Here is a 14,700-nt window from a genome sequence, read left to right as displayed (position 1 = left end):
AATCGCCTTGAAGAGGCAATAGTTTGTCTAATCACATAGTTAGACAAGGATGGCGAGTCGTCATCTGAACACAAGAATTCGAGCATTAGCCATAAAATGCTACAATGTACAACTGCACATTAAAATGTGCTGGCCTGTCGGCAAGTACATCTCCGCATTTTACGGATCGATTTTTAGTATTGCCTCTTTTATTTTGGACAAAAAGGTGTGAGCGTTATGCAAAATCAAGATGTGTTTGGCTATGCCACGAACGCACAAATCAATGATTTCCTGTATTCGCTACAATTATTTGGCGCGTCTGATTGGTCAAAAGAAAAATAAATTGGGGCGTTGTACGCGATTTCCAACCATATTGAAGATCATTACACGCTTTTTCAGGTGCCGAAGCGGAACGGAAGTGAGCGGACGATTTGTGCGCCTAGCCCGCTACTTAAAACGGTGCAAAAGCGCATTTTATTTGCTGTTTTATCCGAGCGACCGGTTTCCGAATTTGCCACTGCTTATAAAACGGGTGTTAGTATTTTAGATAATGTGGCGGGGCATGTAGGTCAAAAATACGTGTTAAAATTAGATATTGAAAACTTTTTTGGAAGTATTTTATTTCAAGATGTGATGAATTTTGCTTTTCCAAGAGCGCTGTTTCCTAAGCGTGTAAGCGCACTATTTGCGAGTTTATGTTGCTATCATGACTGTTTACCACAAGGTGCCCCGACTTCTGCGTGTATTTCGAATATTGTATTAAAGCCATTTGATGACTATATTGGGCGAGTTGCAAAAGAAATGGGTGCAGTATATACGCGTTATTCAGATGATATGACTTTTTCTGGTGATTTTGATACGAAAAAAATGTATTACAAGGCAAAATTGTTTTTGGAAGCTATGAATTTCACGGTAAATGAAGCGAAAACACAAATTTTGACTAAAAAATCCCAGCAAAAAGTGACAGGTTTAGTCGTCAATGAAAAAGTGCAAGTTCCTAAAAACTACCGGAAAACAGTTCGCCAGGAGGCTTATTTTGCGACCAAGTATGGGCTGACAAGTCACCTTGCGTATCGCCAAAATATACAAGCGGCTGAGGTTACACAAAACGCAGCTTTCCGCTATAAACTTTCACTTCTTGGGAAAATCAACTATATTTTATTAGCGAATCCTGAGGATCAGGAATTCAAGAAATGGCAAAATGAAATTAAAAGCTTGTGACCTTTCGCGTCATGAGCTTTTTTTGACGAAATGAAAGGTAGGAAATATAATGGAGAAGGAGTGAAAAAGGTGGGGTGGAGATGGAAAATGGTGAAAACCAATTTATTATTCAAACGGCTCTTTTGACAGGGAAAATTTTGCTTGAAAACGGAGCAGAAACTTCTCGCGTGGAAGATACGATGGAGCGGATTATTCGGAAAAGTATGGGAGAAGTGGCTGCTAAAAGCTATTATACATATGTTACGCTTTCGGGCGTTTTTGTGAAAACCAATTTACTTGAAAGTAGTTTCTTGCGAATTGATACGCGCGGTTACAATTTAGAAAAGGTCGTTTCGGTCAATCAAATTTCCCGCGACTATGCGAACAATCAAATTTCGCTTTCGGAAATGTACGAGCAATTAAGACAGCTCGATTTAGATTACTCCAATGATGCCATGTGGAAACAGCTCCTTTTTACGGGGCTTTTAAGTGGTTCAATTGTTCTTATTTTTGGCGGCAATTGGACAGACTTACCAAGCAGCATCATTTCGGGCGTGCTTGCCTATTTTATTTTTCAAAAGCTAACGAATTTGGCGGACTATCCATTTATTTTTGAGTTTGTTTCGACTTTTATCGGCGGATTAGTCGGCTATATGATTCATCATGTTATTGGCACGAATATTAATTTGACGATGATTGGGACGGTTGTGCCGCTTGTACCGGGAATCGGAATTACGAATGCCATTCGCGATTTGATGGCGCGCCATTATATTTCGGGCATCATTCGGTTATTTGAAAGTTTGTTTGTTGCGGCTGCACTTGGCTGTGGTGTGGCACTTGTAATTTTAATCGTATCGTGAAAGGGGCATTAAAATGGCGTTTACAATCATCTATCAGTTTGTTTTTAGTTTTATCGCATCGTGTTCATTCGGCTTTTTATGCCGTATTCCGAAACAGACGATTATCGCTGGGGGCATCGTTGGTGGAGCGGGGTGGCTCGGCTATTTTTTACTTAGCGCAAATGGATTTGGCGTTTTTATCACAAGCTTCTTTTGTTCGCTTATTTTGAGCACATTAAGCTTTGCATATAGCTACATTCGGAAGTATCCGTCGACAGTTTACTTCATTCCGGGCCTTGTGCCGGTCGTGCCGGGAATCACGTTTTACGAAGTTTTTAAAGAGCTGTTTACAGGGGAAACGGCATCCGCCGCCGCTACATTTTTCGACGTTATCAGTTCAGCGGTGGCGCTTGCATGTGGGATTACGATTGGAAATATTTTGTTCTTTCTTATTTTGAAACCAGTCATCAATAAAACTACCAAAAAATCAGACTGATGATAAACAGTCTGATTTTTTGTCCGTTTGGACTATTTTGTTAGGGCAACGAAGCGAATTTCTTTTCCAGTTACATCAAGGAAAGGAAGTTTGACGCGTGTATCTAAGCAGAAGGCATTGTAGAAGAACGGTTGTAGTGTAGTTTCTGTGCTGTCGATAGTATCTACAAAGGCTTTAATTTCTGCATATAAAATTTCAATATTTTTTAGTTTACCAATTTTTGAATCAATGCGGTTTTCGCTCACATTAACGTTTGAGTTTTGAATTTTTTCGTCAAACTCACCATTAATTGCGGCGCGAGTTTTTTCAACACGTGTGTATCTTTGATCGTCCCAATCGATTTCAATGATATGGCAGTCTTCAAGGTGAATAAAATCGCCAACCCAAAGTTTACCCTCTATTTCGACAACCATTTTGGTTTCTGAAAAGATTTCCTTGTTGCAATATTTTTTGAGTAAATAATCGTACATTTGCATGTGTGCTAGACTTTGGCACATGTGAATCATCTCCTTATAGTGCTAGAATACCACAATGTGAAATTTTGAACAATCATTTTTTTAGAAATCCGCCTAAAGCACTGTTTATTTTTTTACTTTCTATGCGAAAGACCTAGAAAAAGTCAAAAAGATACATGTTATAATGAAAGCGGAGGTGGCGGTATGTATAAAGAAATGAAACTGAAAACGCATGACAATTCGGCTTTGCATCTATACGTGTGGGATGAGGTGGAAAATCCGATTGGTATCGTACAAATTGTGCACGGGATGTCTGAACACGGGGCTAGGTACAATTTATTTGCGGAAACTTTGAACAAAGCGGGGTATATCGCTTTGGCCGATGATCATAGGGGATTCGGCAAAACAGCTTTAAACAAAAGTGAACTTGGGCATATCGAACCGAGCGATAGCGTGCGGAAAATGGTGTTAGATGAGCGGGCTGTGCAACTTTATGCGCAGGAAAACTATCCGAATTTGCCTTATTTCGTTTTTGCGCACAGCATGGGGAGCTTTATTATTCGGCTGTTTATGGCGGAATTCAAGGCTGATGGCGTCATTCTTTGCGGTAGTGGTATGCAGCCGCCGCTACTTTTAACCGCAGCAAAATGGATTTCGAGCAAGCGAATTAAAAAGAATGCTGCTAGGCGCAGCGAGATTTTAAATAAATTGGCATTTTGGGGATACAACCGTACATACCACGAGCCGTCGAATTTCAGTTGGCTAACGCGCGACCGCCACATACAAGCTGCCTATGAAAAGGATCCGTTCGGCGGGCCAATCGTTGGAACATCTGGTTTCTTCCACACACTTTTCACTGTGATTGCCGAGTCGCAGGCAGAAACGACTTTTGAGCGCGTTCCAGAAGACTTGCCGCTGCTGTTTTTATCGGGAACAGCCGACCCAGTTGGTCACTACGGCAAAGACATTCCAAAACTCGCCGTCACTTTGGCTGAAAACGGCGTGTCTGATGTGACATACAAGCTATATGAAGGCGCCCGCCATGAATTGATTAACGAAACATGCAAGGAAACTGTGTTTGCTGATATTATTCGCTGGATAAAAAGGAAGACCTCAAGTTGAGGTCTTCCTTTTTATCTAATTTGGCCTTCGCCGAAAATGATGTATTTGGTAGATGTAAGTTCGTGTAAGCCCATTGGTCCTCTGGCGTGTAATTTTTGTGTGCTAATGCCAATTTCAGCGCCGAAGCCAAATTCAAAGCCATCAGTGAAGCGCGTTGACGCATTAATATAGACGGCAGCTGCGTCCACTTCATTTTGGAATTTTAATCCAGTGAAGTAGTTGTTTGTCACAATTGCTTCTGAATGCCCTGTACCGTAGCGGTTGATATGTGCGATGGCTTCGTCTTCACTCGCAACCACTTTGATCGCTAAAATGAAATCCAAAAATTCAGTTGCGAAATCTTCTTCAGTTGCAGGGACACTGTTTGTTAAAAAGGAGCGCGCTTTGTCGTCTGCTCGAAGTTCAACGTGGAACGGCGCAAGCGCTTTTTCGATAACTGGAAGTAACTCGCTTGCGACCGTCTCATGAATGAGCAGCGTTTCACAGGCGTTACAAACGGAAGGGCGCGACGTTTTAGCGTTCACTAAAATCCGTGTGGCCATTTCAAAATCGGCATCTTGATCGATGTAGACGTGACAATTTCCCGTTCCCGTTTCAATAACCGGAACAGTGGCCGTGTCAAGCACGGTTTGAATAAGCCGCGCACCACCACGCGGAATGAGCACATCTAAATACGTATTCAGGCGCATTAAATCGCGAGCTGTTTCCCGTGACGTATCTTCCACAAGTTGAATCGACGTTTTCGGAAAGCCCGCAAGCTCTATCCCTTGCTGCAAGACGGCGACGAGCGCAGTATTCGAATGAATGGCCTCGCTTCCGCCGCGCAAAATGACAGCATTACCTGTTTTAAAGCAAAGGGCAGCAGCATCCGCCGTTACATTTGGTCTTGATTCATAAATAATCCCAATGACGCCAAGGGGAACTCGCTTTTTCCCAATAGTAAGACCTGCCTCATTTTGAAACATATTGTCAACTTGACCGATTGGGTCCGGTAACTCGGCGACCTGCATGATGCCGTTTGCCATATCGTGAATCCGCTCTTCTGTGAGGCGTAAACGATCAAGCATCGTGTCCGCTATCCCATTTTGTTTGGCGTTTGCAAGGTCTTTTTCGTTGGCAGAAAGAATGGTTTCGTAATGCGCGATTAGTCCGTTTTTCATTTCAGCAAGCGCCGCATTTTTTTGTTTCGTGCTAGCCAAAGCTAAAAAGCGACTTGCTTCTTTTGCAAGTTTTCCTTTCACTTCTAATTCACCCATTTAAGATATCCTCCTTTTTATGTGCGAAAAGTGTTCCAACTTGTTCACCAGAAATAATCGAATAAATGACTTCCGGGTTATTCCCGTTTGTAAGCACCATTTTTTGATTATTTTGCAAGCAGAGGGCAGCCGCAGTGAGTTTTGTGAGCATACCACCAGTGCCAAATTCAGAGCCTTTTCCGCCAGCTAACTTAACTATATCAGCCGTGATTTCATGAACTTCGTGAAACATCATTGCATTAGGATTTGTAAGTGGATTTGTATTATAAAAGCCATCAATATCAGAAAGCATAATCAGCAGTTCTGCTTGAATAAGTTCAGCAACAACAGCTGATAAGCGGTCATTATCACCGAATTTCGTAATATGTTCGATTTCTTCAACCGCGACCGTATCATTTTCATTTACAATGGGAATCGTTCCTTGAGAAATGAGCATCTCAAAAGTGTTGATGACATTTTCTCGACTAATCGGGTAATCTGTCACATCGCGCGTTAGTAAAACTTGTCCAACAGTATAGCCATACTCGCCGAAAAGCTTGCTATAAATGTGCATCAATTCGCTTTGCCCAACAGCCGCAATTGCTTGTTGCTCAGGAATCGTTTTCGGACGCTCTAAAAGTTGCAACTTCCGGCAGCCGACACCAATCGCACCAGAAGACACAAGGACAACCTCTTTGCCTTCATTACGAAGCTCAGACAAAACGCGAGCCAGTTTTTCAATTGTTCGCAAATTAATATTGCCGTTTTCGTACATAAGTGTACTCGTTCCAACTTTCACTACAATTCGTTTACACTGTTTTAAAGATTCGCGCATTTTTCTTACCCCTTCTGAAATAGAATACTTCTATTTTACTATAAAATGAAGTTTTTACCAGCTATTTTTCGCAAAAAAAAGCTAGCCTCCAATTTAAAGGCTAGCTTTTACTTATTAAGCAGAACGTGTCGTTTTTGATGCTTTTCCGAGCCGAGAAACTTGTCTTAGTCCCGTACTCATTAGTGTTAAGATAACAATCCAAGCTACGATAATCAGCACAATTTGTTTAAATGCGATTTGCGGTAGCGGGTTGAGCGGGCAATCCCACAAGAAGTGGAGGACAATTGGAATAATGAACAGTTTCCAAAACTGACCAGTAAACAAGTGCTGCATTTCCAAGTTTTCGCTTCCTTTTTTAGCGAGAACAACAGCCGCACCAGTAATCGCAGCCCAAGCCACGTGCCCACCAATCGACTGCCAACCACGCGAGAAAATAATTTCAAGCATCGTGTCACTTGCGAAAGTAACGTTTTTGGTTAAAGCAAATGCTTCAAGGCTATAATTGAACGCATACCCTAGCGATTCAAATGCTGCAAATCCAGCCCCAACAGCCGCACCAATTAAAAGACCATTTAATACATATTTAGAACGAAGTGATTTAATGAAGAGGGCAACGATAACCATTTTCCCAGTTTCTTCAATAATCCCAACAAGTAAAGCATTAAAATAATTTAGTTTTCCAACCGGAATAATACTATATAAAATTAAAGTCGCAACAAGTGCCGCAACACCCCCGATGAAAAACATCTTCACAACATCAAAAATACTAATATTTCGCGGCGCATTTGTTTCAAAGAAGAAAACAAGTGCCGAAAACGGTACCGTGAACGAACCAATTACCATTAACCCAGGAATCGTGTTAGCATTACCAAAAATATATGTACATGCAAGAAGCAATCCATAAGTGATAGCAAGAATAATAAATACACGAGAATACACCCAAGGTCTCGGCCAAGAAGCCGAAATCATATTTTCAGAAGGCGTTGTACTTTCGGTTCCTACAATAAAAATTTTGTTGGCTTCACCTTTCTTATGCTTTTTAAAAACATCTCGAAACAAATCGCCAACATTCAGATTCGCATGCTCCTCTTCACCTGTCAAATGGTCGATACTACTTAAAACCCCGTGTTTATGCTGCGTTAAATGAGATTTAAGAGAAGACCCCTGTAAAGGCTGCCAGTCGCTTTCTCCCTCTTTCTGAACTTCAGTCAACTCATTTATTTGCTTTTTTCGGAACAGTGTTTCCAGTTCGGCTTCAGTATAGGGCCCTTTTTTCTGCCCATCTTTATTTACATACCAGCGTTCCATAAATTCTCCCCCTCGTTTGTTAGTCATAAAGTACATTCCACCAATCTTTAAAGATTAAACCAAAAATAAAAAACACCTTCAGCTGAAAGTGTTTTTTATTTGGCGAACTTTTAAATTTTATTTAATTTTTCTGCTTGTTTAAGAGCAAATTGTAAACTTTCAACCAAATAATCTTTAGCCGATTCGGAAAGTTCTTTTTTTCCTAAAAATAAATCATCTTCAAATTCCATCTTTTCGCAAACTGCTTCAACATAAATAGTAATATCTGGTGAAGTTTTTGTATGTAGCTTTTCATAAGAAGGGAGATCATTTTCGCCAAGCAAGTAATCCACACTAACCCCGTATAGTTTTGCAATTTTAGCAATCATTTCTAAATCAGGCTGGCGCAGACCATATTCCCAGTTTCCGTAAGTGGAAGGGGCCTTTAAACCAATTCGCTTTGCCGTTTCAACTTTTGACCAACCTTTTTTTTCGCGTAAAAATTTAAGCCTTTCGCTTAAATTCGCCATGTTCATCACTCCTCATCGGTGATTCGATTTATTAATTCAGCGTTATCCAAAATAAATTGAATATTTTTCCTAAGAAATTCAGCGATATGAGGTTTTAGCGGTTCATCTCCAAAAGCCAACTCATTCGCATCTAGCAATTGCTCTGAAATGTGCTCAAGCTCCAGTTTAATATTTTTATTTGGGCTTTGCTTTTTGCTTTCAGATACATCATCTTCACCAATCAAATAATCTACCGTGACATCATAAAGTGTTGCAATCTCAGCCACCGTTGATAAATCAGGTTCCCGTATCCCGTATTCCCAATTCCCGTATGTAGAAGGGGCATTTAAGCCAAGACGTTTTGCAGTCTCTCTTTTTGTCCAACCACGCTTTTCCCGTAAGTTTGTTAACTGTCGGCTTAATTTTGTCATGTTTTCATCTCCTTTACACATATTATACAATATTATACACAAATAAAGTATAAAACAACCCGAATCGAATTGCAAATAAATTGACATACACTTTAGGAGTTGCTAAAATGTTTTTATGAACTCATATTGTGTGAAAGGAGACTTGCTAAGATGGAACAGTTGAACACCAAAAATATCAATGTGAATAAAATTAGAGAGATTCGCCTTGGTAGAGGTATTACACAAGCGTTTATATCGCGGGAGATGGGCTATAAATATACAAGTGGCTATTCCAATGTTGAAAAAGGTTTGGTAAGATTATCTTATCAAAATGCGCTAATTCTAAGCGAAATTTTAAACTGTGACTTAACCGATTTCTGTGATTAAAAATTACGAAATCAGTTCGTTAGAAAAAGAATAAATTTACGCTAAACTAAATAATTTATACGCAATAAGGCTGCTGATTTTAAAACCAAAATGGCTGTTTGTCATCAGTCTGGAAAAGTAAACGTCTCTACTATTTAAAAGAGGCGTTTTTTATATGGTTGACAATGCGCTTAAAATCACATAGAATGAACCAATCTATTGACGGAACAGGAGTTGTAAGGATGAAGAAAAACAATGATTCGCTTCCAACGAGTATCCTTAAAATGATGCAGGAGCGAAATTATGAGTTATCACTCGAAGAACGAAGCGAAGCATTTCATTATCTTGAAACACAACATGCATTGAATCCGGCTGATTTTAAAATCACGCATGCTTTCATTCGCCTTTTAAACCAAGGTGCGGAATATAAAGCAGCAAAAGCAATTGGGCAAGAATTTTTAATGATGGTGGGGTACAACAAAGAGATTTTAAGCGAGCTGGCAAGTACATATCAAAATTTGGATGAAATGGATCAATATTTTATGCTCGTTCGGCAATATACAGAGGAAGAAAATCAAATTCAGCAAGAAGAGCAAATCGTGGATAACATCATACCGTTCCCTAAAAAGCTAGTTACTAGGAAGCCGCAAGCTAATTTTCTTTCTTTAGATAGCCAAGAACAACTTGTTTTTTTAAGTGAGCTTAATAAGTTTGATATTGACTTGTATAAGGGGGACTTCATTGCTATTTTAGCAGATAAAAAAGCGTCTCCTTTCGTACAATCAGTCATTTTTGAACTTTTACATGAATGCCAAATTGATGACACCGTTTTGGTTTGTAAACTAGGCGAGGAGGCTGTTTTCAATCCTCAGTCACTTGAAACAGATTCTTTTTTGGATGATATGGAGGCGGAGCTTTCATTTGTTTTGGAAAACGATAATCCAGTTTTATTTATGCAAATTTTTCAGATGGTGCAACATCATTATTTCATGCTCTATCCATTTTCTTTTAAACCTAAAAATGTATCTTTATGGGTGGAATGTTATATTCTTTGGGCAAATGAGCTTTACGGCGAGGAAAAAGTGAGGTTGTCGAGTGATTTATCTGCGGAAGTGGAAAAAGGGTTGAATTTTATCCGAAAATTAGAAGAGAGCGGACAAAATTATTTGTTTTAATTTGTTTTCAAATCGCATGTTTTTATGTTATTATGAGTGAGTATGGCTGAATCTTGTCATGAAATGAATTTTTAATTGAACTAAATAGATGATGGAGGGAATATGACCATGTCAGTAAAATGGGAAAAAAAAGAAGGTAACGTAGGTACGCTTTCTTTTGAAATTGATCAAGAACAAATTAAATCAGGTTTAGATAGAGCTTTCCAAAAAGTTCGCAAGACGCTAAACGTACCTGGATTCCGTAAAGGTAAAGTTTCACGTCAAATCTTTAACCAACGTTTTGGAGAAGAAGCGCTTTATCAAGATGCACTTGATATTCTCCTTCCAGAAGTTTATACAAAAGCTGTTGAAGAAGCTGGAATCGATCCTGTTGACACACCACAAGTGAACATCGAATCGATGGAAAAAGGCGAAAACTGGAAATTATCAGCTGAAGTTACTGTAAAACCAGAAGTTAAACTTGGGGATTACAAAGGCTTAGAAGTTGAAAAACGCGATTCCGAATTGACGGACGAAGAAGTTGCGGAAGAATTGAAGACTTTAACAGAACGTCAAGCTGATTTAGTTGTAAAAGAAGAAGAGCCAGCAGCAAATGGTGATACGGTTGTCATCGATTTTGAAGGCTTCCACAATGAAGAACCTTTTGAAGGTGGTCAAGCGGACAACTATTCACTAGAATTAGGTTCTGGTCAATTCATTCCAGGGTTTGAAGAGCAATTGGTTGGCGCAAAAGCTGGCGATGAAAAAGAATTAAGCGTGACTTTCCCAGAAGAATATCATGCTGAAAACTTAGCTGGACAACCTGTTGTGTTTAAAGTGAAAGTACACGAAGTGAAAACAAAAGAAGTGCCTGAACTTGACGATGAGTTAGCAAAAGATATTGATTCAGAAGTAGAAACAGTAGCTGAATTAACAGAAAAAGTTACAAAACGTCTAAAAGAAGCAAAAGAAGATGCAGCTGTTCAAGGAAAACAAGATGAAGTGATTGCAAAAGCAGTTGAAAATGCGGAAGTAGACATTCCGCATGCTATGGTTCATCATGAAGCAGATCACTTAATGAACCATTTTGCGCAAGACTTGCAAGCGCAAGGGCTTACTCCTGAATTGTACTACCAATTCACTGGTCAAACAGAAGAAGCGATGCATGCACAAATGGAAACAGATGCTGAAAAACGTGTGAAAATGAATCTCGTTTTAGAAGCAATTGCGGAAGCAGAAAACATTGAGCCTACTGAAGATGCTGTTGATGCAGAAGTAGCAACTCTTGCAGAGAAATACGGAATGGAAAAAGACGCTGTTCGTGCAGCACTTGGAGATTTGAGCGAACTTAAATCTGATCTTAAAATCCGTAAAGCCATTGATGTTTTAGTGGAAAGTGCTGTTGAAAAATAAGCAAACAGTAATTTGAAGCAAAACGTACAAAAGGGCATGAGAATCTTCTCGTGTCCTTTATTTATAGAGAATGGATAACTAGAATTTCTTTTTTTATAGTGCTATGATAAAATCATAAGGTCGAAAAGATTTCGACTGAATAGGAACGAAGGGGTGAAGAAGATTTGTTCAAATTTAATGATGAAAAAGGCCAATTGAAATGCTCCTTTTGTGGAAAATCACAGGATCAAGTTCGAAAACTTGTTGCTGGACCTGGCGTTTATATTTGCGATGAATGTATTGAGCTTTGCAATGAAATCATTGAAGAAGAATTAAATGTTTCGGAATTTGTTGATTTTGGAGATGTTCCAAAACCACAAGAAATCCGACACATTTTAAGTGATTATGTAATTGGACAAGAACGTGCGAAAAAAGCACTATCTGTTGCTGTCTACAATCATTATAAACGAGTAAACTCTAATGAGTCTTCCGAAGACGAAGTAGAGCTTTCGAAAAGTAATATTTGCTTAATCGGTCCAACTGGTAGTGGTAAAACGCTACTTGCTCAAACGCTTGCGCGTATTTTAAATGTACCTTTTGCGATTGCTGATGCAACTTCATTAACAGAAGCTGGCTATGTAGGGGAAGATGTTGAAAATATCTTGCTAAAACTTATTCAAGCTGCTGATTATGATGTTGAGAAGGCAGAAAAAGGCATTATCTATATTGATGAAATTGATAAAGTGGCACGGAAATCAGAAAACCCATCGATTACTCGAGATGTTTCTGGTGAAGGTGTTCAACAAGCACTACTGAAAATCTTGGAAGGTACAGTTGCTAGCGTTCCACCTCAAGGGGGACGTAAACATCCGCATCAGGAATTCATTCAAATTGATACAAGCAACGTATTATTCATTGTTGGCGGTGCGTTTGACGGTATTGAACAAATTGTAAAAAATCGGATGGGTGAAAAAGTTATCGGCTTCGGAACGGAAAATGAAGTTCTAAAAGAAGAGGAAACCTATTTGTCAAAAGTTGTACCTGAAGATTTGCTGAAGTTTGGTTTAATTCCGGAGTTCATTGGGCGTCTTCCTGTTATTGCTACTCTTGAGCAACTAGACGAGGAAGCACTCATCTCCATTTTAACCAAACCGAAAAATGCTCTTGTGAAGCAATATCAAAAAATGTTGGAACTTGATGACGTCGAGTTAGAATTTGAAGAAGAGGCGCTACATGAAATTGCTAAAGAAGCGATTCATAGAAAGACAGGTGCCAGAGGGCTTCGCTCGATTATTGAGAGTATTATGCTTGATGTTATGTTTGAAATTCCTTCGCGAGATGATATTGCGAAATGTATCATTACAAAAGATGCTGTGACTGGCGATGAAGAGCCTAAACTGCAATTGGAAGACGGTTCTGTGATTCCAATTAAAACATCTGCCTAAATAAAAGCCGGTATTCTTATGGGATACTGGCTTTTTAGTATGTTAAGGGGGCATTTTGTTATATCTTTCAAACTTTTTCATGCTATAATCAAGAAAATGAAATGGATGAAATGAGGGATTTTATGGAAACGAAGAAGAAAGAGCCAAAATCAGCCATTTTTGGATGGCTAAAAGTCATTTTATTGGCACTTATTATTGCGTTTGGAATACGCTATTTCCTCATCTCACCAGTTACTGTTTATGGGGACTCAATGGATCCTACTTTGCATGACGGGGAACATTTATTCATTAACAAAATGGCAAATCCTGATCGATTTGATATTATCGTTTTCCCTGCACCTGATGAAGAAGGAGCTGAATATATTAAACGTGTCATAGGGTTACCAGGCGACACGGTGGAATATCGTTCAGACCAGCTTTATATTAATGGAAAAAAATATGATGAACCGTACTTAGATAGCGAAAAAGAAAGTATTACAAGCGGCTATCTAACTGAGGATTTTAAACTAAATGAACTGCCTGCTTGTGGTGGTGTGAATAAAGTTCCAAAGGGTGAACTATTCGTGTTAGGTGATAATCGCCGAATAAGTAAGGATAGTCGCTATATTGGCTTTATTAAAGAAGCTGATGTTCTAGGTAAAGTAATCTCATTTGGAAACACTTTACAAAGATAGGTTTTCTATAACTTTACATCAAAAAAAATAAATGGGATAATAGGTCGTGTTATCCATTCTAGAGGGCACGATATTTATTATGTACGTGCATGAGAGGAAGTCGAAAATGGAAGAAAATGAAGTGAAAAAGAAATCAAAAAAACAACAGATTCTTAGTTGGGTTCTTGTTATTGCTACTGCATTACTGATTGCACTCCTTGTTAGAACTTTTGTTTTTGCTCCAGTAAAAGTAGATGGATTATCCATGTATCCAACATATGAAAATGGAGATCGTGTTTTTATTGAAAAAATAACTGGACCTGATCGCTATGATATTGTTGTGTTTGATGCACCAGTTTCGACTGGTGATGAAGGAAAATACTTCATTAAACGTGTCATTGGTATTCCTGGTGACAAAATTGAGTTTAAAAATGGTGAGCTTTATTTAAATGGAAAAAAACATCCGGAATCTTATCTCGCAGATGGTATGAAAACATATCGTGAACCGGGCGATGGGGACGGAAACTTCACTTTAGAAGATGTAACTGGTAAAAGTGTTGTACCAAAAGGTAAGTTATTTGTTTTAGGTGATAACCGTGAAGGAAGTATGGACGGCCGTATGTTTGGCTTTATTGATGACTCATCGATTGATGGCGTTGTCCTTCAATTTTCGAAAAAATAAAGTAGATCCGCGAGATTATCTCGCGGGTTTTCCTATTCAGGTGTATTTTTTTCGTATATAATGGAAGTATGGAAGTTAAATAGTAGGCGGTGCAATAAAGTTGAAGGAAAAGAATCTTAAAAGATTGTGGGCGTGGATTTGGGCGGCAGTGGTAGCGATTATACTCGCTTTATTTATTCGCTTTTATTTATTTGTTCCAATTATTGTAGATGGCGTTTCGATGATGCCGACATTAACAGATGGTAATCGCGTTATCATCAATCGTTATGGCTCTATAGACCGATTTGATGTGGTTGTTTTCCGCGAAGATGGAACTGATTACATTAAACGTGTTATTGGGCTTCCAGGCGATGTTATCGAGTATAAAGAAGATACGCTCTACATTAATGGGAAAAAATATGATGAACCCTATTTAGATGAGTATAAAAAGAAAATGAAAGACGGTTATTTGACGGAAGACTATAGCACAAAAGAGATGCTTCCAGATGGCAAGGTGCCAAAAAACACTTATTTTGTGTTGGGCGATAATAGAAGAGCGAGCCGAGATAGCAGAATCATCGGACCCGTTTCAGAAACGAAGATAGTTGGTACAGCGCCAATTTGTTACTGGCCGCTTGCGGATGCAAAATTTATTGAGTAGG

The 14,700-nt window shown here is 39.1% G+C and carries 17 protein-coding genes; 11 read left to right on the top strand and 6 right to left on the bottom strand.

Going from position 1 to position 14,700, the window contains the following annotated elements; all coding sequences use genetic code 11:
- Positions 1-330: 330 nt before the first annotated feature.
- The 3 genes from BN1609_RS01640 (at position 331) to BN1609_RS01630 (ending at position 2,514) form a co-directional block, all read left to right on the top strand.
- A complete protein-coding gene (locus BN1609_RS01640) occupies positions 331-1,200 on the top strand; it encodes a reverse transcriptase family protein (RefSeq protein ID WP_159458319.1) in 870 nt (289 codons plus the stop codon).
- Between the two features lie 80 nt (positions 1,201-1,280).
- The gene (locus BN1609_RS01635; RefSeq protein ID WP_088815177.1) at positions 1,281-2,039 is read left to right on the top strand and encodes a threonine/serine exporter family protein; all 759 of its coding nucleotides are present in this window, start codon (positions 1,281-1,283) and stop codon (positions 2,037-2,039) included.
- A gap of 13 nt (positions 2,040-2,052) precedes the next feature.
- Positions 2,053-2,514, top strand: a complete 462-nt coding sequence (locus BN1609_RS01630) for a threonine/serine exporter family protein (protein WP_088808731.1) — start codon at positions 2,053-2,055, stop codon at positions 2,512-2,514.
- 32 nt (positions 2,515-2,546) lie between these two features.
- Here the strand turns inward: BN1609_RS01630 and BN1609_RS01625 are convergent, their stop codons facing one another.
- Entirely contained in the window at positions 2,547-3,011 is a 465-nt protein-coding gene (locus BN1609_RS01625) for a hypothetical protein (protein ID WP_088808732.1), read from the bottom strand.
- 162 nt (positions 3,012-3,173) lie between these two features.
- Between BN1609_RS01625 and BN1609_RS01620 the strand changes: the two genes are divergently transcribed.
- On the top strand, positions 3,174-4,091 hold the full coding sequence (locus BN1609_RS01620; RefSeq protein WP_088825265.1) for an alpha/beta fold hydrolase: 918 nt from the start codon (positions 3,174-3,176) through the stop codon (positions 4,089-4,091).
- A gap of 11 nt (positions 4,092-4,102) precedes the next feature.
- Here the strand turns inward: BN1609_RS01620 and BN1609_RS01615 are convergent, their stop codons facing one another.
- From BN1609_RS01615 to BN1609_RS01595, 5 genes are all read right to left on the bottom strand, one after another.
- A complete protein-coding gene (locus BN1609_RS01615) occupies positions 4,103-5,347 on the bottom strand; it encodes a glutamate-5-semialdehyde dehydrogenase (protein WP_088840444.1) in 1,245 nt (414 codons plus the stop codon).
- Positions 5,340-6,161, bottom strand: a complete 822-nt coding sequence (gene proB, locus BN1609_RS01610; RefSeq protein ID WP_088808735.1) for a glutamate 5-kinase — start codon at positions 6,159-6,161, stop codon at positions 5,340-5,342. Before proB ends, BN1609_RS01615 begins: the two co-directional genes overlap by 8 nt.
- A 114-nt stretch (positions 6,162-6,275) precedes the next feature.
- Entirely contained in the window at positions 6,276-7,469 is a 1,194-nt protein-coding gene (locus BN1609_RS01605; protein WP_088840443.1) for a PrsW family glutamic-type intramembrane protease, read from the bottom strand.
- 110 nt (positions 7,470-7,579) lie between these two features.
- Positions 7,580-7,978: a helix-turn-helix domain-containing protein gene (locus BN1609_RS01600; protein WP_088808737.1), complete on the bottom strand. Its 399-nt coding sequence runs from the start codon at positions 7,976-7,978 to the stop codon at positions 7,580-7,582.
- A gap of 5 nt (positions 7,979-7,983) precedes the next feature.
- The gene (locus BN1609_RS01595) at positions 7,984-8,388 is read right to left on the bottom strand and encodes a helix-turn-helix domain-containing protein (protein ID WP_088808738.1); all 405 of its coding nucleotides are present in this window, start codon (positions 8,386-8,388) and stop codon (positions 7,984-7,986) included.
- 150 nt (positions 8,389-8,538) lie between these two features.
- Here BN1609_RS01595 and BN1609_RS01590 point away from each other — a divergent pair, with 150 nt between their 5' ends.
- The 7 genes from BN1609_RS01590 to sipZ all read left to right on the top strand — a co-directional run bounded on the left by BN1609_RS01590 (position 8,539) and on the right by sipZ (position 14,699).
- Positions 8,539-8,754, top strand: a complete 216-nt coding sequence (locus BN1609_RS01590) for a helix-turn-helix transcriptional regulator (protein ID WP_088808739.1) — start codon at positions 8,539-8,541, stop codon at positions 8,752-8,754.
- 221 nt (positions 8,755-8,975) lie between these two features.
- Positions 8,976-9,908 carry a hypothetical protein gene (locus tag BN1609_RS01585; protein ID WP_088838713.1) on the top strand — a complete coding sequence of 311 codons (933 nt, stop codon included), beginning with the start codon at positions 8,976-8,978 and terminating at the stop codon, positions 9,906-9,908.
- A 108-nt stretch (positions 9,909-10,016) separates the two neighbouring features.
- Entirely contained in the window at positions 10,017-11,300 is a 1,284-nt protein-coding gene (gene tig / locus BN1609_RS01580) for a trigger factor (protein WP_088838714.1), read from the top strand.
- A gap of 164 nt (positions 11,301-11,464) precedes the next feature.
- Positions 11,465-12,724: an ATP-dependent protease ATP-binding subunit ClpX gene (clpX, locus tag BN1609_RS01575; RefSeq protein WP_088808742.1), complete on the top strand. Its 1,260-nt coding sequence runs from the start codon at positions 11,465-11,467 to the stop codon at positions 12,722-12,724.
- A 122-nt stretch (positions 12,725-12,846) separates the two neighbouring features.
- Positions 12,847-13,398, top strand: a complete 552-nt coding sequence (sipX, locus tag BN1609_RS01570) for a type I signal peptidase SipX (protein ID WP_088808743.1) — start codon at positions 12,847-12,849, stop codon at positions 13,396-13,398.
- 106 nt (positions 13,399-13,504) lie between these two features.
- On the top strand, positions 13,505-14,059 hold the full coding sequence (gene sipY / locus BN1609_RS01565) for a type I signal peptidase SipY (RefSeq protein ID WP_088815182.1): 555 nt from the start codon (positions 13,505-13,507) through the stop codon (positions 14,057-14,059).
- Between the two features lie 100 nt (positions 14,060-14,159).
- Positions 14,160-14,699 carry a type I signal peptidase SipZ gene (gene sipZ / locus BN1609_RS01560; protein ID WP_088808745.1) on the top strand — a complete coding sequence of 180 codons (540 nt, stop codon included), beginning with the start codon at positions 14,160-14,162 and terminating at the stop codon, positions 14,697-14,699.
- Position 14,700 lies beyond the last annotated feature (1 nt).

This window comes from Listeria sp. ILCC797, from assembly GCF_900186185.1.
In the GTDB taxonomy this organism is placed as follows: domain Bacteria; phylum Bacillota; class Bacilli; order Lactobacillales; family Listeriaceae; genus Listeria; species Listeria goaensis.
Note: the sequence above shows the minus strand (reverse complement) of the source record. Positions and strands in the feature narration are given on the sequence as shown.